Source organism: Botrimarina colliarenosi, from assembly GCF_007859955.1.
In the GTDB taxonomy this organism is placed as follows: domain Bacteria; phylum Planctomycetota; class Planctomycetia; order Pirellulales; family Lacipirellulaceae; genus Botrimarina; species Botrimarina colliarenosi.
Window position 1 is genome coordinate 412,442 of sequence record NZ_SJPR01000002.1, and the last position, 20,897, is coordinate 433,338.

The following is a 20,897-nucleotide window of genomic DNA, read 5'->3' on the forward strand; positions in this document are numbered from 1 at the left end:
AGCGCCCGGCCTAAGTGGGCAATCGGGTCAACCGACGAGGTCTTCTTCGTTGACGTACGTCTCGAGGAACCGCGTCAGCTTGTGGAAATCGCTTTCTTGGTCAATGTAGCGAACGACGGTGACGAGCGTCTCGGGATCGACCAGTTCCTCGAAAGGAACATAGACCAACTGGAGTTGCCCCTCACAGCTGACCATCACGCCATTGGCCTTCTGCTCGACCAGCGCCCGGTAGGCGCCGACGCCGAGCTGGCTGCCGAGCATGACGTCGAAGGCGTGCGGCACGGTGCAGCGGGCCTCGTAGCCGAGTTGCACCGGCTTCACCTGTCGCTTCTTGCCGGCCTGCTTCTTGTACTCGGCCTCGATAAGTGACGCGAAGAGCGTGTAGAGGCTGACGTCCGAAACCTTGATGTGGCCGTGATCGTCTCGGGTGGCGCCTTCCAGGTGCGCGAAGGGGAGCAGCTCCGCCAACCCCTCGGCGATGACAATGACGCCGTACTCTTTGCCTTCCCGCTCGCGGGTGGTCATCGTCAGGACGATGCGGCGGATGACCTCGTCGAGGTTCATGATCTCACGGGAGTGCGTCTCGCCCGTGGCGGGGTCGGTGTACTCCTCGGTCGTGCGGTACTTGCCGGCGATGTCCTCGACGCTGATGACGAGGCTCGCCTCGCCGGCGATCGCCACGCCGTAAGCCAACCAGCCGGCCGACCGGCCCATCGACTCGACCAAGAAGTAGTTTCGGTTCGCCTCGGCGTCGGCCAGCAGGTTGCGCACCTCGCGGGCGAGGAAATCAACCGCGGTGAAGTAGCCGAACGTAAAGTCGATGCCGCGATAGTCGTTGTCGATCGTCTTGGGGAGATGGACGACGGGGATCTTCTTCGACCCCTCGGGGAGGTGGTCCTGGTACAGCTTGAACTTGTTGGCGGTCTTGAGCGTGTCGTCGCCGCCGATCGAGATCAGCGCGTCGACGCCAATCGAAGAGAGCGCCTCGTAGACGTTCTTCAGCGGCGCCGACCGCTCCGGGTCTTCCAGGTGCGACGGGTGCGAGATCATCTTGCCGGGATTGGCGCGGGCGGTGCCAATCATGATGCCGCGACGGCTCCGCGTGCGGCTCAGCATCTTGTGGTCGATCATCACGTAGTCCGACCCCTCAACGAGCGGCTGGTCGGCCGAGAAATCGATGAGGCTCGAGTAGCCATGCTTCACGCCAACAACCTCGACCCCATTGCGAAGGAACGAGACGGCGGCCGCCGAGATCACCGCGTTGGCGGCTGGCGCCGGCCCACCCGCGAACAGAATGGCGACCCGCTTGAACTGGTGCTCGTGTTTTGTGGGACGGGCGAGGCTGCTGCTTTTGGCCATAGCGCTGCGGAGTGGTCAGGGGTGGGCAATGGGGTGGGAAGCTGTCTCAGCCGGAGAGTTTAACCGCCTGCGGCCGGGCCGTTAATGGGCCGTACGGAATCGGTTCGGATGGGACTCGCTGTGTCATTCTGCCGGTAGTGCTCGACCAAGAGCCGAATTACCCGAGGCTCTCATAATGCGAGATAAAGACTATGAATCAGCCCGACCATCGTGATTCCCAAGCCAATCCCAATCGGTATGCCGAGCAGATAACCTGCGACGATTGGTCGACCCTGCTTGTTAGCCACGTCTGCTAAATCGCTCAGGATCGTCAAGATGTGGACGCTGATCCAGATGTGGCCTGCAAGGCAAGCTACTAGGACCAACGCCAAATACGGCCGTAGAGTGCGATGCCGCAGAAGTGACTTACAGACCTTCTGGACATATTCGTCGTCGCTTAGACGTTGCGGAAAGACTCGCATCAGACCTAACTCCTGGCGCCACACCCCGCGAGTCTTTCGCCTCAGCGTGGGGGATCTTGGCCTGATTCCAGGTTCAGCCGCCCGTAAACGTCCGCTCGACAAACGTCGTGTCGATCCGCGCCTCGGAGAAGGCCGTGTGGCTGAGGATCTCTTTGTGGAGCGGGATCGTGGTCTTGATGCCGTCGACCTTCAGTTCAGCGAGGCATCGCAGCATGCAGGCGATCGCCTCCTCGCGCGTCGGCTGGCGGACGAGCAGCTTGCCGATCATTGAGTCGTAGTAAGGGGGCACGACATAGCCGGAGTGGGCGTGCGAGTCGAACCGCACGCCGAACCCGCCCGGGATCACCAAACGCTCGATCTTGCCCGGGGAGGGCTGGAAGTTCTTGGCCGGGTCCTCGGCGTTGATCCGGCACTCGATGGCGTGCCCGAGCCGGGGGATGTCTTCTTGCTTGAGCCACAGCTCTTCGCCCGCGGAAATCCGCAGCTGGGCCTTGATCAGGTCAACGCCGGTGACGAGCTCCGTCACCGGGTGCTCGACCTGGATGCGGGCGTTGACCTCAATAAAGTAGAAGTCGCCCTTTCCATCAACGATAAATTCGACGGTCGCGGCGTTGCTGTAGTTAGCCGCCTTGATCATCCGCACCGCCGCCTCGCACATCTTGAGGCGGGTTTCCTCCGTGATGTTGGGGCTGGGCGACTCTTCGATCAGCTTCTGATGGCGTCGCTGGGTCGAGCAGTCACGTTCCCAGAGATGGATCGCGTTGCCGTGCTTGTCGGCCAGGACCTGGACCTCGACGTGACGCGGGTGCTCGATGTACTTCTCGAGGTAGACGTCGCCGTTGCCGAACGCGGCCTCGGCCTCGGCCCGGGCCTGCTGGAGAGCGGACTTCAGGGCGAGGTCGTTCGAGGCGACCCGCATGCCGCGACCGCCGCCGCCGGCGGTCGCCTTGATCAGGACGGGGAAGCCCACGGCGTGGGCGAAACGGACCGCTTCGGATTCTTCGGCGATGCAGCCGTCGCTGCCCGGGACAACCGGCACGCCCGCTTGGCGAGCCAGCTCGCGGGCGGTGTTTTTGTCACCGAGGCTCGCCATCGCCTCGGGCGAAGGCCCAATGAAGTCGATCTGACAGTTGCGGCAAATCTCGTTGAAGTGAGCGTTCTCGCTCAAAAAGCCGAAACCGGGGTGGATCGCTTCGACGTTGCCGACCTCGGCCGCGGCGATCACGTTGGCGATCTTGAGGTAGCTCTCCGACGCTTTGGCGGGGCCGATGCAGTAAGCCTCGTCGGCGAGACTCAGGTAGTTGGCGCCTCGGTCTCCCTCGCTGAAGACAGCGACCGACTCGATGCCCATCTCTTTGCAGGCGCGAATCACCCGGAGGGCGATTTCACCGCGGTTGGCGATCAGGACTCGTCGGTACATCGAAGCGGCTGGAACGGAGTTGGCGAGCGGCCCGGCGCTGAAGCGCCGTTGGGCAAGGGCAGGGCGGAGCGGGAGAAAACGCTTACTCGATCCGGAACATCGGCTGCCCAAACTCGACCGGGGCGCCATTCTCAACCAGGATCGCTGTGATCTTTCCGCTCGTCTCGGCGGGGATCTCGTTGAAGACCTTCATCGCCTCGATGATGCAGACCGTCGTGTCGGCGCCGACTTGGTCGCCGATCTTAACGAAGGGCGCCGAATCGGGGCTCGAGGAGAGATAAAACGTCCCCACCATCGGACAGTTAATCGTCTTGCCTGCCGGCGCGGCGGGTGCGCTGGCGGCCGCGGGGGCTGCCGGGGCCGCTGCCTGCACTGGAGCCGGGGCGGGGGCGGCCATCGCGGGCGTAGCGGCAAAGACCGGCTGGTCGCCGCCCCGACGCAGGCGGACCCTCTGCTCACCCTGACGGAGATCAATCTCCGACAGATCGTGTTCGTTCATCAGAGCCACCAGACGCCGCACGCGGCGGACATCGAACACGTCGGGGGCGTCGTTGGACTCTTGCTTGCTATCGTCGGCCACGGTCGGGTCTCGTCTCTCTCGGCTCGGGGCGTAGGCGGTCCGCCGCAGCGGCCCTGGGCCCCGCAGTTTAACCACCGGTGCGGCCCGTCACTAGGCCGCCTACGGGTCGACAGGCGGGGGAAGAATTAGGGGCGAAGGCGAGAGGCCCCTGTCGCCGCTGCCCTGGGGCGACACGTCGATCCTGCCATCGGTCGCTAGAGCAGGCATGACTCGAGGGACTTTGGCACGTCCGAAAGCAGTTCGTAACCGGTTTTGGTGACCAGCACGTCGTCCTCGATCCTCACGCCCCCCCAGCCCGGCAAGTAGATGCCCGGCTCGACGGTAACCACCATTCCGGGGACAAGCTCCGCCTCGGTGTTGCGGCCCATCCGTGGACCTTCGTGGATTTCTAAGCCAACGCCGTGGCCAAGACCGTGGCCAAACTCCTTGCCATAGCCCGCCTTGGTGATCACGTCACGGGCGGCGGCGTCGACCACCTCTCCCTTGGCGCCGGGTCGAATCGCCTCGATCGCCGCCAATTGGGCCTCGAGGACGATGCCGTAGATCTTCGCCATCTTCTTCGATGGCGGGGTGTGGAACACCATCCGGGTCAGGTCGCTGGCGTAGAGCGGCGCGAAGACGCCCCAATCGATCAGCGTAAAGTCGTGGTCGCCAACCCGCGTAGCGGTCGGCGAGGCGTGCGGCAACGCGGCGCGGGGGCCGGCGGCGACAATCGGGGGGAAGCTCAGGCACTTCCCGCCAAAACGGCGGGCTTGATACTCCAACTCGCGGGCGATGTCCGCCTCGGTTGCTTCAGACGTCCAGCTCGCCCGGACCACTTCGAAGGCCCGTTTTGCGATATGAGCCGCGCTGCGGATCGATTCGACTTCGCCTTTATCTTTCACCGCCCGCAGCGACTCCACCAAGCCGGCTTGGCCTGCGAACTCGGTCTTCTTCGCTGCTTCGCTCAGTTGTCGCAGGGCGCCGACGGTCAGCGAGTCTTCTTCGAAACCAAGCCGGCCGATGCCCAACTTGCGGGCGAGCTTGGCCGTCGTTGGCAGAATCCTCTCGCCGGGCTCGCGGACCAGGAGCCTCAACCCGGGGCACTCGTCCTCGAGCTGCGTCGTGTATCGAGGATCGGTGACGAGCACCGCGTCATCGGCCGTCACGACCAGATAGCTGTCGTCTCCCGTGAAGCCCGTTAGATAAGTGACGTTCTGGAAGCTCGTCACCAGGAGCCCGTCGATCTTCTGCCGGCGAAGCAACTGACGGAGTTTGGAACGGCGCTTTTCGTGGGTCGACATCGATCTTCATACTCGGGGACTTGGCTCGCTGTTCGCATGCGGCGAGGGCCGACGCGAAAAGCCCGAGTATCGAGACGGTCGCCCGTTGCGGCAAGCCAGCCGCGCGGCGGGGGACTCCCCGTTCTTAGCGACGGCGGCCCGGCATCGCGGCGCCGAGAGCCAACGCGGCGAGCAAGACCGCCCCCGGTTCGGGGACCGATTGCGCGGCGATCAATTGGGCGAAACTTGACGACGAAATCGACCCACCAAGCGCCTCACGCATCAATACAAAGTCGAGCAAGTCGGTCTGCCCGTCCTGATTGAGATCGCCCCGCATCCAGGAATGGACGTCCGCTTCGCCCGATTGGTAAAGCCAATTGTCAACCAAAATGCCGAGGTCGCCAGTCGCGACGCCATTGACGATCGAGCCCGTAATGCTCCCGTCTAGGTCGAGGTCACCCATCTTAGAATAGACGCCGCGGGCCCCCACGATTTGGTCGCGGTAGTGGGTTTGCGACACATCCGAGATCAACGTGTAACTGCCGAAGGCGCCGAGGAGCTTGTTGTTGCCGTTGAGTGCAATCACGGCGTGCGTCAAGCCGGCGAGAACCCACTCATCACCCTCTTTGCGGAAGACTGGACCGCCCGAATCGCCGCCGGCCCCTTGGGCTTCGTCGGGCAACCCGTTTTGGTCGAACCGCACCATGAAGCCAACGGTGTCCTTCAGTCCACCGGCTTCGACAAGAACGTTTCCTCCCGACCGCACAATATTCGATGGAATGCTGGAAACACGCGTATTGGTGCCCCAGTGCCAAGGACGGGGACCGACCGAAGCAGGTCCGCCGTAACCGAACCCTCGGTAGGTCGCCGACGGCCAACTTGAGCTATTGTAGAGAACATTGCCGGCCGAGTCGAAATAGTGCTGCCCCGTGGAGGGCTCAGCCGCGTTCACTTCACGCACCACGCCGGTGCCGAACATTGTGATCGCTTCGCTAGTCCCGACGAGACTGCTCGCGATGTCGATTCGACGAATCGAGGGATCGAGTTCCTCGGGCGTTAGCCCGGTCAACGGATCGACACCGATCCGGTAGAGCCGCAGGTCGGCGTTGGCGTCCAGCGTCCGTCCAGCAAACGTGGTCGGATTGGTCAGCGTGATCTGTGACCCGGGAATCACGGGGAAGTCCCGCCCGGCAATATTCCACGACCCCGATCCGTTGTAGGCGGTGCCGTCGTTGTGGACCGCGGTAAGGAACAAGTTGTCGCCCAGGTAGACCCCGGTGCCGTTCGCCGGAAGATTGGCGTAGCCGGGATCGTCCGGAGGAGCCGTCGTGTTGATCAGGGAGGGCGTGCCGGCGCCGTTCCAGGTCTTTACGATGAGGGCGTGGCACGGCGCCGCGGCAACGACTGACGCCAGCAGCGACAGCGAGGCCGGAGTGAGTTTCGTCACCCGGAGGGTCCGATACAGGAGCGTGGAGATCAATGGGGTTACCTCGGTCGCGTGTTCCGTAGCGACGTCTCGGGAGAAGTGGCGGCGAAGAAAGCTCTGCTAAGAAACCCTTCGCCGGGCCGTGTTTCCTCGGTCCCCTGATTCTACGCGAACTTTGGGCTCGGGAGGAAACGTTTTGCTCGCTAGATTCCTCCCCGAAGCGGTCCGCTGGGCGTGGAGGACGGCAATAACTCGGCTGCCGGTTACGCTCCTGCGGCCTGAAAGGCCCTCCGCGGGGGTGGCGGCGAGGAGTTCGACGGCAATTTCCGTCTGGAAAACCTAAGCTGACTCTGCCGGTGGCGCCGAAAAAGCGGGTGAGGAACACCTGCTCGGGGCGCTAGCAGCGCTGGCGTTGTCGGGCGGAAGGCGAGACCAAACAAGGGATTCTGGCACGATGCCTCCGATCACCACACTGGCCAACTGGCTGCTTCGGCTCCCACTGCTTTGGGGCGGGCTCGCGACGCTTGCCTTCTACGCGTCGCTGCAGGCGGGATGGATCCAGTCCGAAACCGTCACTCGCTACTGCGCGTCGCACCCGATTGAGGTCGCCGCGACGCTGATGTTCTTCGTCGGCGTTGCGTCGCTCGTTCTCCGACTCGCGGCGATCGCCACCCACATGGGCGCGACCCGCCTCGAGCCGCTCGGCCCCGTCACGGCCAACGGCCAGAGCGTCCAGGCGGCGCCCGAGCTCCTCGCCAAGCTCGACAGCCTCTCGACGCCGCTGAAGCGAACGCCCCTCGTGCGACGCCTCCGTGCGGCGCTCGAGTACGTCAAGGAAACCGGCTCCGCCGACACGCTCGAGCCTTACCTCGAGCGGCTTGAAGGGGTCGACCGAGACCGCGCCGCCGCCGGCTACGCGTTGCCGAAGCTGGTCCGCGCGACGCTGCCGATTATCGGCATGCTGGGCACCGTGATCGGCATCACGATGGCGATCGGCCAGCTCTCTCCCGAGCAGCTGGAAGAATCGCTCACCCAGGTGATGGCCGCCCTCTCGATCGCGTTCGACACCACGGCCCAGGCCATGGTGCTGATGCTGGTGCTCTGGTTCATCAACTTCAGCGTCGAACGGGTCGAAGAGCGGATGCTCGACGAGGTCGATCGCGCAACCGCCCGCCAGCTCATCGGACGCTTCCAGCAGTACGGCACCCAAAAGGACCCCAACGTCGCCGCGATCCGACGGATGGGCGAGCAGGTGATTCTCGCCGTCGAGCAGGTCGCCGATCGGCAGGCGACCACCTGGCAAGCCGCGATTGACGAAACCCACGAACGCTGGCGGGACGCGACCGCCTCCGCCGGAGAAGTGCTGACGACGACGCTTGCCAATGGCTTGCGTCAGGGGCTCCGCGACCATGCGACGGGGCTCACCAACGGCGTTGAGAAGCAGCTTGCCGGTCTTGGCCAGGCGCTCAACAAGCAGCAGGCCCTGGTCGCCGACGCGGTCCGCGATCAACTCACGGCTCTGCAGCTCGCCCAGAAGGAACACTCCAAACGCCTCCAAGAGTCGGGCGAAGCCCAGACCAGCCGCCTCGTCAACAACACGGACGGTCTGCTGGGGAACCTGCGTGACGGCCTCGAGCGGATGGCCGAGTTGCTTGTCGAATCGCTCCAGAAGCATGGCGAAGCGTTGACGAACGCCGAGCAAGAACTCGCCACCGAGAATCGCCGTCACCTCTCCGAGGTCGAGGCCGCGATGGGCGAGGCGATGGTGATCGCCGCCGACCGCCAGGAGAAGCTCGTCCGCCAGAGCGAGTCCGTGATGCGAGAGATGCAACAGGCGCTCGTCTCCGCCGCCGGAGCGACGATCGATCACCAGGGCGAGTTGGTCAAGCAGGGAGACATCCTGCTCAAGGTCGTCGAGTCAACCGCGCAGGTGCAGCGGCTGGAGGACACGCTCAACCGCAACCTCTCGTCGTTGGGTCGCGCCCACAACTTTGAAGAGACGCTGATGAATCTGTCGGCGGCGATTCAACTGCTCAGCGCCCGCATGGGCCGCGACAGCGGCGCCGTGAAGGCGGCCTCGCCAACGACAGTCCAGCCGAACAAGGCCGCATGAGACGCTCCCCCCGCGGAGAGCCATCGTCGTTCTCGCTCTTCCCGTTCCTGGCCGTGCTCCTCTGCACAATGGGATCGCTGGTGGTGCTGCTGGTCGCAATGGCCCATGTGTCACGCGACAAGGCCAAAGAAGAAGCCGCCGCCGCTGAGGTCGCCGCCGCCGCGGCCCGGCTCGCCGCCGACTCGCCGGCCCGCCGGGCGCTCGAAGCTCAGCTAGCCGAGGCGGATGCGGCGCTCGAGCAAATGCGTCGGGTCAAGGCGGAGGGCGAAGAGCGTCTGCAGAACGAGCAGAAGCGGCTCTCCGATATCGAGGACCACCTCCGCCGCCTCCGCGATGAGACCGAAACGCTCACCGCCGAGACCGCCGAGCTGATGGCGGTCGAAGGAGAGCACTACGACGACGAGAAGATCGCGCAGCAAGAAATCGAGCGGCTCAATGCGCTGATTGGCGAAATCCAAGACGAGATCGAGGAGCTGAAACACGCCGCCGCTGGGCGTGAACGCAAGTTCGCCATTGTGCCGCTACGCGACGGCCGGAGCGGCACGCTGCGGCCGCCGGTCTATTTCGAATGCAAAGCGTCGGGCGTCATCATGCAGCCCGAAGGGGTTGAGCTGACCTGGACCGATCTCGTCGCCGCCGACTTCAGCAGCCCGCTTGCCGCGGCCTCGCGCGCCGTGACGCGGTACTACGAAGAGCACCCCGAGACACGGGCCGCCAACGAGTCGGGCCGTCCCTACCCGCTGCTGGTCGTCCGGCCAGACGGCGTCCACTCTTACTACCAAGCCCGTACGGCGCTCGAAGAAGTCGGCGCGGACTACGGCTACCAACCGATCGCCGAGGACTGGCCGATCGAGTACGGGGAGATCAATCCGGTGCTCGCGTCGCAGGTCGAGGAGGCTGTCCGGACAGCCCGTGCCGAGCGCGTCGGGCTCGCCAAGGTGATCCCCCAGCTAAACGCCGCGCTTTCGAGCGCGGAGCGCGACGCCAACTTGGCGATGACTTATCCAGCAGGAACGTCGAACGGCGCGGCGAACACTGGCTTTGGCTCGACGCAAAACCCCGGCAAGGGTGGCGGCGCCGGGGGCGGCGGACTTCGGATCCGACCCGCCAACCCCGACTCGAACAACCCTTTCGAAGGGCTTAGGATCGACGGCAGTCTGGCGGGCGAAGTTGGAGATCCCAGTAATCAGCCTTCCGCTCCGGTCGAGGAGACTACCGGATCGGAAGGGGGCCCGAGGTTGCTCGGGGCCACGCCTCCACCGGCTGCCGAGGGAGGGCAGGGGGGTAACGCGCCGCCTACCGAGCTCGCCGGGGTAGCCGCGACGGAAGCCGGCGCCAAGCCCTCCGAGTCCACCGCCGATGGCGTCTCGTCAGCCGGCCAGCGGTACGGCGCGGCGGTTGCCGTCAACGATCCCTCCGAAGACTCGACCGAGGCTCCGGAAGGTCAGACCGTGCAGACGACAACCGGCGCGAAAGCGGAGGCCCAACCGCAGGGGCAGGCGAGCGTCGCCGCCTCGACGCAGTCGCCGGGCGCCGGCTCGACGTCGCTGAACGCCGCCAAGTCGGCGCCTGTCCGGGACGGCGTCCCGATGATCCGCCCGATCCGCCTCTACGTGGCGGAGGATCGTGTGGTCGTGCTGCCCGACACGGCCCAATCGCCCGCCGAGGCGATGCAGGCGTCGTCGATTTCGCAAACGATCGAGTTCGAAGGCCCCACCACCGGCCGGATCAATGACCTTATCGGGCTACTGAAGCGACACGCCGATTCATGGGGCATCGCCGGCGCCGGCATGTACTGGGACCCCCGCCTCGTGCTCAACGTCGCGTCGGACGGCTCGCACCGCGCCGACGACGTGCGTCGCCTTCTGGAGGCCGCGGGCATCAAAGTCCAGGCGTACCCCGTCACCACCGCCGCCAAACCAGCAGGGGCAGCCGATGCGCCGCGTCGATGAGTCCGACGAAGAGATGCCCGGGGGCGATTCGTTCCTCGACATCACCGCCAATATTGTCGGCATCCTCGTGCTGCTGGTGGTGGTGGTCGGCGTCCGAGCCGGACGGCACGTGTTCTTTCCCGACGCGCCCGTCGCCGACGCCGAGCCGCTCGACTCGCTGCAAGCGCGGCTGAACGACCAGGTCCGGCAAGTCCGGGCCGAGCAGAGCGACATCCTGGCGCTACGCGACAAGGTGCTCGCCGCCGAGGACGAGGCCCTCCGGCGTGACGCCATGCGGCAATCGGGCGTGCTCTACGTCACGAAGCTGCGGGCCGAACTCGACGAGGCCCGCGAATCGCTCGACAAAGGCGACCAACGGAGCCTCACGACGCACAACGAGATCGCCCAAGCCAAGCTGACGCTCGATCGTTTGACCCGTGAACAGATCGCGCTCGCGTCGGTCGAGCCGGCTCCCGACGCCGAACCGGTCGAGGTGGCGCCAACACCGATTGTCGACGGCAAGGCCGACCAAACCATCTCGTTCCGGCTGCAGAAAGGCCGGCTCGTCTACGTACCGGTCAATGAGATCGAACTTGAGCTCGCGAAGAAGATCGAGATCCCGGCGATCACCGACCCGACCCGCTCCGTGGTGACTCACGAGACGCTCGGTCCGGTCGAAGGATTCGTCGGCGAGGCGGAGATCGGCTGGTCCGTCCGCGCCGCGGGGTCACGGATTGGGATCCGTCCGCAGTTGGGGAAGTTGTTGCTCCGGGAAGTGACGCCGCTACGGGGTGAGTCGCCCGACGAGGCGTTCGGCCCCGGCGGCTACGTTGGATCACGGCTCGAACTGCTCGAAGCGGAGAAGGTCGTGGTCCGCCTGATTGTCTACGCGGACAGCTTCGACAAGGCGCCCGAGGTCGGCAAGCGGTTCCGTGAACGCGGCTTCCGTGTCGCTCAATCGCTCAAGGCGAATGGCGCCTTGATCGGCTTTAGCTCTGACGGGCATCAAGCCGTCACTCAGTGAGCGTCGCCTGAGACGAGGTCCCCTCGGCTTGTGCGTTCGGCTCGAACATCGCTCGCAAGAAAAGCACGCCCGCGCCGACCACGAGAAAGGCGTCGGCGAGGTTAAAATTGGGCCAACGCCACTGGTCGTTTAACTGCCAGAGGATCCAGTCGCGGACGGCGTAGACCGTCTCGCCGGCGCGGGGATCGTAGGCGGGCCACGTCTCGCCCGACAGGCCGAGGCGGTCGTAGAGGTTCCCCAGCACGCCGGCCATGACCCCCCCCAGCGCGATCGTCAGCCACCAATCGTGCGCCGCACGACCGGCGAAGAGCCAAGCGGGGATGGCGATGGCGGCAAGAACGCTGACAGCCGCAAAGAGTCCTACTTGCCCGTACCCGACGCCAAACAGCGCGCCCTCGTTCAGACTCGTCTGAATCCCGGCATGCCCTTGCCATAACCAATCGACGTGGCCGGTCAGCTTGCCGGGCCACGAAAAGACGATTTCCTTCGAGACCAGATCGGCCGCCAAGCCGGCGGCCGCGATCACCGCGAAAGCGATGTAACGGCTCGGCGGGACGGGGCCTGACGAAGTGACGTGGTTGTCCGTTCCGTCGGACATCGTTTCTTCCAATTGTTTGAGGGGTCTCGCTGCGCTGGCGGGGCTGCTCTAGCGCGACGGGGCAGGCAGGGTTAGGCCCCCTCTTTCTGCTCCGCACACCGGACGCACATCGAAGCGTAGGGGATCGCGTTGAGCCGCGTCTTCGGAATGACTCCGTCGCACTCGACGCACTTGCCGAAGGCGCCCCCTTCGATCCGGGCCAGGGCCTCGTCGATCGCCGTAAGGGTGTCTTCCTCGGACTCCATCAGGCTGAGCGCGAATTCCTGCTCGTAGTTTTCACTACCCAGCTCGGCCATGTGGATCGGCATCGACGAGTTATTCGACTCATGGAGGGCGATGTCCGCCAGCGCCTTCACATCCCCCCGTAAGCGGGCCCTCAGAGTGAGTAAATTGAGCTTGAATAGGTCCGTATCAGCCTTCTTCATCACGTTCTCCGTTCCTCAGCATCGCCAGGTTGTGAGTCGTGGGGCCACCCCCCAATCGCAGGCGGCCCGGTATAGACTTCTCAGTCTAGGCAGAGGGCGGGCGGCCCGTCTATCGGAACGTCCAGAACGGGACCCGGCGTCTTGGGGCGTTTCCACCCTTTCCAGCCGGCGGCGCCGCGTTGCGGCCTCTGGCGGATCAAACTAGACTCTATGTAAGTCGTTTGACGAAAACGTGTTAAGCCGCCCCGCCCGCTGCCAGTGTGTCGGTAGGGGAGAGGCCGCCAATCACGCGAAGTCGACGAACTGCCCGACCCCGACGCCTCACCGCCAACTGCTCTCCGCTATGCCTGCCGTGCAGACCAAGACCGATCTGGCCTTCCAGCAGTGTGTGATGCCCGCTTGCGGCGCCACTTACGACGTCAGCGAAGAGCGGACCAGTTGCGAAACGTGCGGTTCGCTCCTGGACATTGTCTACGACTGGGACCGTCTGCCCGTCCCGTCGTCGCTCAAGGACTTCGAAGCCAAGTGGTCGCGTCGGAACGAGCCGCTCGAACGCTCCGGCGTGTGGCGTTTCCGCGAGCTACTGCCGTTCGCACCCGACGACCAGATCGTCACGATCGGCGAAGGGCAGACGCCCTTGCACCCGTCGGTCGGCGTCGCCGACTTCATCGGCATGAAGCCGGGTCGGCTGCTATTGCAGTACGAGGGGATGAACCCGTCGGGCAGCTTCAAAGACAACGGCATGACGGCGGCCTTCACGCATGCGCGGATGATCGGCGCCAAGCGCGCCGCGTGCGCTTCCACCGGCAACACCTCCGCGTCACTCGCGCTCTACTGCGGCATGAGCCAGTTGATGCAGGCGGTGATTTTTATCGGCTCGGGGAAGATCAGCTACGGCAAGCTGTCGCAGGCGCTCGACTACGGCGCGCTGACCGTTCAGATCGCCGGCGACTTCGACGACGCGATGCACCGCGTCCGTCAGGTCTCGAAGCGGCTGGGCATCTACCTCGTGAACAGCGTCAATCCGTTTCGGCTCGAGGGCCAGAAGACGATCATGCTCCGCGTGCTGGAGTCGCTCAATTGGGAAATCCCCGATTGGATCGTCGTCCCCGGCGGCAACCTCGGCAACTCGAGTTCGTTCGGCAAGGCGTTCCACGAGCTGAAGAAGCTCGGCCTGATCGACCGGGTTCCTCGACTGGCGATCATCAACGCCGCCGGCGCCAACACGCTCAACGCCCTCTACAACGAGCGCGGCGTCCGCTGGAACGGCGGAGCCCCGGACACCAAGTCGATTGATAGCTACTACGCCGAACTCGACGCCGGCGCCCTGCGGGCCGACACCATCGCCAGCGCGATTGAGATCAATCGGCCCGTTAACCTGATGAAATGCCTGCGGGCACTTGAGTGCTGCGACGGTGTGGTGCGTGACGTCACCGACCAGCAAATCCTTGACGCCAAAGCGCGGGTCGCCGCCAACGGACTCGGCTGCGAGCCCGCGTCGGCAGCGAGCGTAGCGGGCGCAAAACTCCTGCGGGAGCAAGGCGTCATCGACCCCGACGAACGCGTCGTCTGCATCCTCACCGGTCACCAACTGAAGGACCCGACCGCGACGGTTGCTTATCACAGCAGCGATCAAAACGAGTTCAACCGCGTGCTCGGAAGCCGGGGCGTCACCACCGCCGCGTTCGCCAACCGCGCGGTACAGGTCGAGAACGACCTCGACGCGATCGTGCGAACGATCCAGCTGAACAGCTAAGCTGGGCTCAGTGTCCTCTCGACACCCGGCCCGGCAGCCCCTGATCTGCCCTTATCATGCCTTTCTTCTCTTCCAACAACTCCGCGATCCGACTCGGCGTGCTCTTGGTGGGGCTGCAGGCCGCTTCGGGCGTTCGCGCCGACAACGGGCCGGCGGCGCCGCAGTTCAACCGCGACATCCGGCCGATCTTGTCGGACAGCTGCTTCTCTTGCCACGGGCCCGGCACACAGGAAGCGGGATTGCGGCTGGACAGCTTCGAGGGCGCCACCGATTGGGCCGTCATTCCGGGAGACCCTGACGCCAGTGAATTGATGGCGCGCGTGACGTCGGCGGACCCCGACACACGGATGCCTCCGCCCGAGTCGAATCGCCCCGCCGTCGACGCCGACGCGGCCGCCAAACTTCATAGCTGGATTGCGGGGGGCGCCGCGTACCAACCCCACTGGTCCTATCTGCCTTTACAGCAAGTGCCCCCCCCGACGGCCACCGACACCGCATGGCCGCGCGGGCCCATTGACCAATTCATCCTTGCCGGCCTGGAAGAACGCCAAATCCGTCCGTCGCCCGAAGCGGATCGCGAGACGCTCGCTCGGCGCGTTTACCTCGATGTGATCGGACTGCCCCCCAGCACGGCGGAGCTCGACGCCTTCCTGACCGACAACCGTCCCGACGCCTATGAGCGCCTGGTTGATCAATTGTTGGCGTCGCCGCGTTACGCCGAGCGGATGGCCACCTGGTGGTTCGACTTGGTCCGATTCTCCGACACTGTCGGCTACCACGGAGACCAAGACCAACGGATCGCCCCGTACCGGGACTATGTGCTGAAGTCGTACAACGAGAACCTCCCGTTCGATCAGTTCACGATCGAACAGCTCGCGGGTGACTTGCTGCCCGATCCCAATCTCTGGCAACGGGTCGCCACCGGCTACAATCGTATTCTGCAGACATCGCACGAAGGGGGCATCCAGGACGCCGAGTACCGGGCCAAGATGCTCGCCGACCGGGTGCGGAATGTCTCGGAGGTCTGGCTCGCGGCCAGCCTCGGCTGCGCCGAATGCCACGACCACAAGTTCGACCCATTCACTCAGCGCGACTTCTATCGGATGGCCGCGTTCTTCGCGGATGTCGACTCCTACAATTCATTTGAGCCGGTGTCGTCGAATACGACGCCGACGTCGCGACCTCCAGAGATCCTCGCCTGGACGCTGCCCGTTTATGAACAACTCCAAGCGATCGACGCCGAAATCAACGAGGTCTTGGGCCAGCTGACGGGAGAGATCCCCGGCCCCAGGGCGACCGCCGAGCTCCGCGCCAAACTCAAGAAGCTGCGGCACCGCCGGGTAGAAATCGAAGACCACTTTGAGCCGACGATGGTGACCGCTGCAGTCGAACCGAAAGACGTCCGCGTCCTTTCTCGGGGCGACTGGATGGACGAGACCGGCGAGGTCGTCACGCCGGGGGGACCGACTTCCCTCAAAGCGCCACTGAGCGCCGGAGACGAGCGGCTGACGCGGCTCGATCTGGCGCGCTGGCTTGTCGCGGGTGAGTCGAACCCGGTGACGCCGCGTGTTGTGGTCAATCGCCTCTGGAAGATCTACTTCGGCGCCGGTCTCACCAAGTCGCTCATCGACATGGGGTCCCAGGGCGACCCGCCCGTGTATCCCGAGTTGCTCGATTGGCTAGCCCGAGACTTCGTCGCCAGCGGCTGGGACCTGAAGCACGTGGTACGGCAGATGGTCACTTCTAGCGTCTACCGACAGGGATCAGCGCCACGCGACGAGCTGCGAGACCTCGATCCGCAGAATCGATGGTTGGCGCGTCAGTCGCGATCGCGGCTCGAAGCCGAGCAGCTCCGTGACACCGCCCTGCAAGCGGCGGGGCTCCTGCATCACCAGCTCGGCGGCGGTTTCGCTAAACCGTACCAGCCACCGGGCTACTACGCGCAGCTGTCGTTCCCGGAACGGCGGTACCAGGCGTCGCAGGGTACCGAACAGTATCGCCGCGGCGTCTACACGCATTGGCAGCGGCAGTACCTGCATCCGTGGCTGATGGCCTTCGACGCCCCGACGCGCGACGAGTGCACCGCGCAACGGCCGGTCTCGAACACCCCGAGCGCCGCCCTGGTGCTGCTGAACGACCCTTGCTTTGTCGAGGCGTCTCGATCGTTGGCGGCCCGGGCGCTGAGTGAGCTGGCCGATGACGCGTCGGACGGCGCCCGTCTGCGATGGGCGTGGCGTGAAGCGACCGGCCGCCGCGCGCACGAGGATGAGATCGACGCTCTTACCAACCTGCTGGCGCGCCACCGCGATCACTACGCCGCCGAGCCCGAGGCGGCTGAACAGCTCGTCGCCGTCGGGCAGACGCCCCGCCCCGACGGGGTCGACGCCGCCGAGCTCGCGGCCTGGACCTCGGTCGGGCGCACGCTGCTGAACCTCAGCGAAACCATCACCCGCGATTGACGCCCGCCCCAAGGTCGTCGAACCAATCCATCCCCGTCATGAACCACTCCGAACTCTCCCTTCAACGACGGACGTTCCTCGGGCAATCAGCGCTCGGGTTGGGCTCGGTTGCGCTGGCGAGCTTGCTGGGGAAGTCGGCGCCGGCCTTCGCATCGTCGTCGTCCTCGCCGGTCGACCCGCGGCTCGCGTCGCCGGGGCTGCTGAACCCGCTGCATCACCTGCCGCGCGCTAAGCGTGTGATCTTCCTCTGCATGGCGGGGGGGCCGAGCCACCTCGAGTTGTTCGACGAGAAGCCGGCGCTCGCGAAGCTCGACGGCGCTCCGATGCCGACCAGTTACACCGAGGGGCAGCCGATCGCCCAGCTGCAAGGTAAGGAGCTCCTCTGCTGGGGACCCCGGGCAAAGTTCGCCTCGCACGGCCAATCGGGGCAACGCATCAGCTCGCTCTTGCCGGCTATGTCGCAGCACGCCGACGAGCTGTGCATCCTCCGCTCGATGAAGACCGAGCAGATCAACCACGACCCGGCCCACACCTTCATGAACACCGGCACCGCCATCAGCGGCCGGCCGAGCATGGGCGCCTGGGTCACTTACGGATTGGGCTCGGAGGCGGACAATCTGCCGGGGTTCGTCGTCATGACGAGCCGCAGCGGCCGGCCGCCGCAGCCCGTCTCGTCGCGGCAGTGGCACAGCGGCTTCTTGCCCAGCCGGTTCCAAGGCGTGCCCTTCCACTCAACCGGTGAGCCGGTTCACTACGCCGCCAACCCGCCCGGAGTCGATTTCGAGCGGCAGCAGGACGTCGTCGATACACTCGGCAAACTGAATCGCCTGCACAACGCCGAAGCGAACGACCCAGAGATCGCGACCCGCATCGCTCAGTACGAGCTGGCTTTCCGGATGCAGTCGAGCGTCCCGACGCTGACCGATATCTCCGATGAGCCGCAGCACGTCCTCGACGCCTACGGCGTCTCCGGCGCGGACGGCACGTTCGCTTACAACTGCCTGCTCGCACGGCGACTGGCGGAACGGGGCGTCCGATTCGTCCAGCTCTATCACCGGGGTTGGGACCACCACGACAACCTCGAAAGCTACATCAAGACCTCGTGCGACTCCGTTGACAAGGCGACAGGGGCGTTGCTTGGCGACTTGAAACAACGTGGCCTGCTCGAAGACACCCTCGTCGTCTGGGGCGGCGAGTTCGGACGCACCCCGATGGCGCAGAAAAAGGATGGCGCCGCGAAACTTGGCCGCGACCATCACATCAAGGGCTTCTCAATGGTCCTCGCGGGCGGTGGCGTGAAAGGGGGCGTCACCCACGGCGCCACCGACGAGTTGGGCTACAACGCCGTCGAAAGTGTCGTCCACGTCCACGACCTGCACGCCACGATGCTCCACCTGCTCGGCGTCGATCACAAGCGGCTCACCTACCGCTATCAGGGCCGCGACTTCCGGTTGACCGACGTTCACGGCGAGGTCGTGAAGCCAATCCTAGCCTAGTGCATGCCGCCTCCGGTTGCGTCACTTTTCGCGGTCGCTTCATTCTTCGTTCGAACGAACCATGACCTCGAGGATTCCCGCCGCAGCGTCGGGGCGTGGCCACACCTCGAGACGCAACCGATCGACGGTCATCGGCTCGCCCGGATGCACCACATTGAATTGGTCGGGCGCGACGCCGAACTCGTCGGTGGTGTAGAGCGGGAAGGGTCGCCAAGCGTCTCCCTCCCTCACTTGCAGTTCCCAGCGGAGGGGGGTTTGGACGCCGCCGTGGTCGTCGTACCAGTAAACCCCGACACTCTGCAGGTCGGTCGGTTGGGCCAGTTCCAATTCGATGGTTTGAGACTCGCCGCGATGGGGCCAACTCGTCCATCGCGGGATCGACGTGTCGTACGAATCGCGCGGCAGGAGGCCGTCAACGAGCGCTCCGGTCGAATCGCCTTCGTAGGTGTGCGACGCCGTCGCCGACGTAAACCGTCGAGCGTTGTCATCCACCACGAGGGCGCTGTCGCGGAGCGTCTCGAGGTTGTCGGGCAGCCAAACCGCCATCGAGCCGACGCCGCGATTGTTCCAGGCGTAGTAGGGGACCATACCTAACGAGGCCGGCTCGACGTCCCCGCCGTCAATGATCCGCTCGGCCGCGACGGTGACCGCTCGGGTCGCGTGGCCGGCGATCGACATCGGGCCCACTTCGGCGGTCGCTTCGATCGACTCGGGCGGGACCATGTAGGTCGACGTGTGGCCGGTGTTGTCGACGCCCTCGGCGCAGTAAACGAGCGGGCCGCGAGTGATGGCGACCCTGCCGCGGTTGGCCTCGACCTCGGAACGGCACGTGCTGAACCGGACCGGCATCGGCAATTCGAGCCGCACGTGGTCGCCGGCAGTCCAGGTCCGATCGACGGAGACAAATCCCCTCTCTATCGAAACCTCGACTGGTGAATCGTTCACGAGCAGCCGCACCGGGGCGGACTCCGCGGCGCCGGTGTAATGATACAGGTCGCCGGGGACGAAGCGATCGGTCGCCCAGGTCGGCACGCGGAGCCGGACCGCAAAACGGGCGGGCTTCTCCGGCTGGATCGTCAGATTGACCGCCCCGTCGAAGGGGTAGCCGGTCTGCTCGACGACCTCGGTATCAACGCCGCCGAGCGTGAGCCGTGTCTTCGCGGCGGCGTACAAGCAGAGCATGAGACCATCGTTGTCCTGGGCGAACAGCATGCCCGGGACCTGGGGGATCAGACGGGCCAGATTCGTTGGGCAGCAAGCCGTGCCAAACCAAGGCGCCCGCCCCGCGTGGCCGTGGTTGAACGCTCGGAAGCCGTCGGCCGCGAGCGGGTTGACGTAGAAGAAGCGGTCCCCCGCCAAGTTCGTGCCGGCGAGCACGTTGTTGTAGAGGGCCACTTCCGCAACATCGATGAACTTGGCGTCATGGCGCCGCAAGAAGAGCCGCCAGTTGAACAGCACCGCCCCGACGCCGGCGCAGGTCTCGTCGAACGCGTCGGCGTTGGGGAGTTGGTGCTCGTCGCCGAACCCCTCAATGCCGTGCACTGCGCCCAGGCCGCCGGTGAGGTGCATCCGGGTGTCGACGATGTTTTTCCAGATCGCGTCGAGGGCCGCGTCGTAATCGCTGACGCCGAGCTTCGCGCCAACGTCCGCCATCCCGGCGTAGAGATAGGTCGCCCGCACCGCATGGCCGGCGGGCTCTTTCTGCTCGGCGACGGGTAGGTGCTGCTGGGCGTAGGCCGGCGAGTCCACGCCCTGACCCGTGGGGCGGTAGGTCACCCCGCGGATGTCGAGGAACCGCTTCGCGGTGTCGAGGTGAATGGGGTCGCCGGTCGCCTCGGCGAGACGCACCAGCGCGAGCTCGATCTCCTCGTGCCCCGGCGCCTGATTGATCGGACGTCCGCCGTTGTACTTCGCGTCGCCTTCGAAAAAGACGTGGCGGACATGCAAGGCGTTCTTGTGGGCGATCTCAAGTAGCGTTTTGTCGCCGGTCGCGTGGTAATAGGCCACCGCCGCTTCATACAAATGACCAACGATATAAAGCTCGTGGCTGTGGTCGACGTAGGTGTAGGCCCCGTCGCCCATCATGTCGATCGCGACGTGGGGGTAGAGCGTCCGCGTTGCGTTGAGAAAGCCGTTGGGTTCCTGGGCGGCGCCAATGGCCTCGACAACCCGGTCGAGCTGGGCTTTGAGGACCGGGTCCCGCTCGATCGCGAGCAGGTAGGCGGCGCCCTCGACCACTTTGAAGAGATCGCTGGTGCGGTAGCGGTGGGGCGCCGGCAACGGGTCGGGCCGTCGGCCGGCGAGGAGTTCCCCCGCCGCCCGGAGGTCGGCGAGCGCTTCGGACGTCTGCTCCAACGCGTAGGGGACGAGGACCTGCCGCTGGGTCCGTAGCCGTGGGAGCCAGAAGTCATCCTCCAGCATGACCTGATCGAACGAAGCCGGCCGCACGCCATAGCCTTCTGCGAGGCAGTCCCCCGTCGTAGCGGCGACGAGCAAGAATGCGACGGCGGCTGTCGTGGCGACATATCGCGTGACACTTGAGATCGACATACCAGAACTCCAGGGGCGGGGGTTAGCGCCGAACATC

At 65.2% G+C, this 20,897-nt stretch carries 14 protein-coding genes; 6 read left to right on the plus strand and 8 right to left on the minus strand.

All coding sequences use genetic code 11. The features are described from left to right. Positions 1-27: 27 nt before the first annotated feature. The 5 genes from Pla108_RS09620 to Pla108_RS09640 all read right to left on the minus strand — a co-directional run bounded on the left by Pla108_RS09620 (position 28) and on the right by Pla108_RS09640 (position 6,529). On the minus strand, positions 28-1,359 hold the full coding sequence (locus tag Pla108_RS09620; RefSeq protein ID WP_146444716.1) for a 6-phosphofructokinase: 1,332 nt from the start codon (positions 1,357-1,359) through the stop codon (positions 28-30). Positions 1,360-1,893: 534 nt separating this feature from the next. Next, entirely contained in the window at positions 1,894-3,240 is a 1,347-nt protein-coding gene (accC, locus tag Pla108_RS09625) for an acetyl-CoA carboxylase biotin carboxylase subunit (RefSeq protein ID WP_146444717.1), read from the minus strand. Positions 3,241-3,322: 82 nt separating this feature from the next. Continuing rightward, a complete protein-coding gene (accB, locus tag Pla108_RS09630; protein ID WP_231934407.1) occupies positions 3,323-3,820 on the minus strand; it encodes an acetyl-CoA carboxylase biotin carboxyl carrier protein in 498 nt (165 codons plus the stop codon). Positions 3,821-4,014: 194 nt separating this feature from the next. Then, entirely contained in the window at positions 4,015-5,103 is a 1,089-nt protein-coding gene (locus Pla108_RS09635; RefSeq protein WP_146444718.1) for a M24 family metallopeptidase, read from the minus strand. Between the two features lie 124 nt (positions 5,104-5,227). Continuing rightward, entirely contained in the window at positions 5,228-6,529 is a 1,302-nt protein-coding gene (locus Pla108_RS09640; RefSeq protein ID WP_146444719.1) for a hypothetical protein, read from the minus strand. Positions 6,530-6,962: 433 nt separating this feature from the next. Between Pla108_RS09640 and Pla108_RS09645 the strand changes: the two genes are divergently transcribed. From Pla108_RS09645 to Pla108_RS09655, 3 genes are read left to right on the plus strand one after another with little or no spacing between them, the layout of a single operon-like run. Further along, complete coding sequence (locus Pla108_RS09645) at positions 6,963-8,621, plus strand: MotA/TolQ/ExbB proton channel family protein (protein ID WP_146444720.1); 1,659 nt, start codon at positions 6,963-6,965, stop codon at positions 8,619-8,621. Next, the gene (locus Pla108_RS09650; RefSeq protein WP_146444721.1) at positions 8,618-10,573 is read left to right on the plus strand and encodes a hypothetical protein; all 1,956 of its coding nucleotides are present in this window, start codon (positions 8,618-8,620) and stop codon (positions 10,571-10,573) included. Before Pla108_RS09645 ends, Pla108_RS09650 begins: the two co-directional genes overlap by 4 nt. Further along, positions 10,557-11,576 carry a hypothetical protein gene (locus tag Pla108_RS09655; RefSeq protein ID WP_146444722.1) on the plus strand — a complete coding sequence of 340 codons (1,020 nt, stop codon included), beginning with the start codon at positions 10,557-10,559 and terminating at the stop codon, positions 11,574-11,576. Before Pla108_RS09650 ends, Pla108_RS09655 begins: the two co-directional genes overlap by 17 nt. On the opposite strand, the gene Pla108_RS09660 is transcribed toward Pla108_RS09655, so the two are convergent. Both Pla108_RS09660 and Pla108_RS09665 read right to left on the minus strand, forming a co-directional pair. Continuing rightward, entirely contained in the window at positions 11,566-12,174 is a 609-nt protein-coding gene (locus tag Pla108_RS09660) for a signal peptidase II (RefSeq protein ID WP_146444723.1), read from the minus strand. The genes Pla108_RS09655 and Pla108_RS09660 overlap by 11 nt on opposite strands. A gap of 71 nt (positions 12,175-12,245) precedes the next feature. Next, on the minus strand, positions 12,246-12,599 hold the full coding sequence (locus tag Pla108_RS09665; RefSeq protein WP_146444724.1) for a TraR/DksA family transcriptional regulator: 354 nt from the start codon (positions 12,597-12,599) through the stop codon (positions 12,246-12,248). Between the two features lie 343 nt (positions 12,600-12,942). Here Pla108_RS09665 and thrC point away from each other — a divergent pair, with 343 nt between their 5' ends. From thrC to Pla108_RS09680, 3 genes are read left to right on the plus strand one after another with little or no spacing between them, the layout of a single operon-like run. Continuing rightward, entirely contained in the window at positions 12,943-14,355 is a 1,413-nt protein-coding gene (gene thrC, locus Pla108_RS09670) for a threonine synthase (RefSeq protein ID WP_146444725.1), read from the plus strand. A 56-nt stretch (positions 14,356-14,411) separates the two neighbouring features. Then, positions 14,412-16,814, plus strand: a complete 2,403-nt coding sequence (locus Pla108_RS09675; protein ID WP_146444726.1) for a PSD1 and planctomycete cytochrome C domain-containing protein — start codon at positions 14,412-14,414, stop codon at positions 16,812-16,814. Between the two features lie 38 nt (positions 16,815-16,852). Continuing rightward, on the plus strand, positions 16,853-18,310 hold the full coding sequence (locus Pla108_RS09680; protein ID WP_146444727.1) for a DUF1501 domain-containing protein: 1,458 nt from the start codon (positions 16,853-16,855) through the stop codon (positions 18,308-18,310). A gap of 39 nt (positions 18,311-18,349) precedes the next feature. Here the strand turns inward: Pla108_RS09680 and Pla108_RS09685 are convergent, their stop codons facing one another. Continuing rightward, a complete protein-coding gene (locus Pla108_RS09685; protein WP_197526442.1) occupies positions 18,350-20,860 on the minus strand; it encodes a glycoside hydrolase family 127 protein in 2,511 nt (836 codons plus the stop codon). Between the last annotated feature and the right edge of the window lie 37 nt (positions 20,861-20,897).

Bases quoted from the DNA above. Each gene is read 5' to 3' on its own strand.
- Pla108_RS09685 (WP_197526442.1), bottom strand. From the start codon at position 20,860: ATGTCGATCTCAAGTGTCACGCGATATGTCGCCACGACAGCCGCCGTC.
- Pla108_RS09660 (WP_146444723.1), bottom strand. From the start codon at position 12,174: ATGTCCGACGGAACGGACAACCACGTCACTTCGTCAGGCCCCGTCCCG.
- Pla108_RS09675 (WP_146444726.1), top strand. From the start codon at position 14,412: ATGCCTTTCTTCTCTTCCAACAACTCCGCGATCCGACTCGGCGTGCTC.
- Pla108_RS09655 (WP_146444722.1), top strand. From the start codon at position 10,557: ATGCGCCGCGTCGATGAGTCCGACGAAGAGATGCCCGGGGGCGATTCG.
- accC (WP_146444717.1), bottom strand. From the start codon at position 3,240: ATGTACCGACGAGTCCTGATCGCCAACCGCGGTGAAATCGCCCTCCGG.
- Pla108_RS09680 (WP_146444727.1), top strand. From the start codon at position 16,853: ATGAACCACTCCGAACTCTCCCTTCAACGACGGACGTTCCTCGGGCAA.
- Pla108_RS09645 (WP_146444720.1), top strand. From the start codon at position 6,963: ATGCCTCCGATCACCACACTGGCCAACTGGCTGCTTCGGCTCCCACTG.
- Pla108_RS09650 (WP_146444721.1), top strand. From the start codon at position 8,618: ATGAGACGCTCCCCCCGCGGAGAGCCATCGTCGTTCTCGCTCTTCCCG.
- Pla108_RS09665 (WP_146444724.1), bottom strand. From the start codon at position 12,599: ATGAAGAAGGCTGATACGGACCTATTCAAGCTCAATTTACTCACTCTG.
- Pla108_RS09620 (WP_146444716.1), bottom strand. From the start codon at position 1,359: ATGGCCAAAAGCAGCAGCCTCGCCCGTCCCACAAAACACGAGCACCAG.
- Pla108_RS09635 (WP_146444718.1), bottom strand. From the start codon at position 5,103: ATGTCGACCCACGAAAAGCGCCGTTCCAAACTCCGTCAGTTGCTTCGC.
- thrC (WP_146444725.1), top strand. From the start codon at position 12,943: ATGCCTGCCGTGCAGACCAAGACCGATCTGGCCTTCCAGCAGTGTGTG.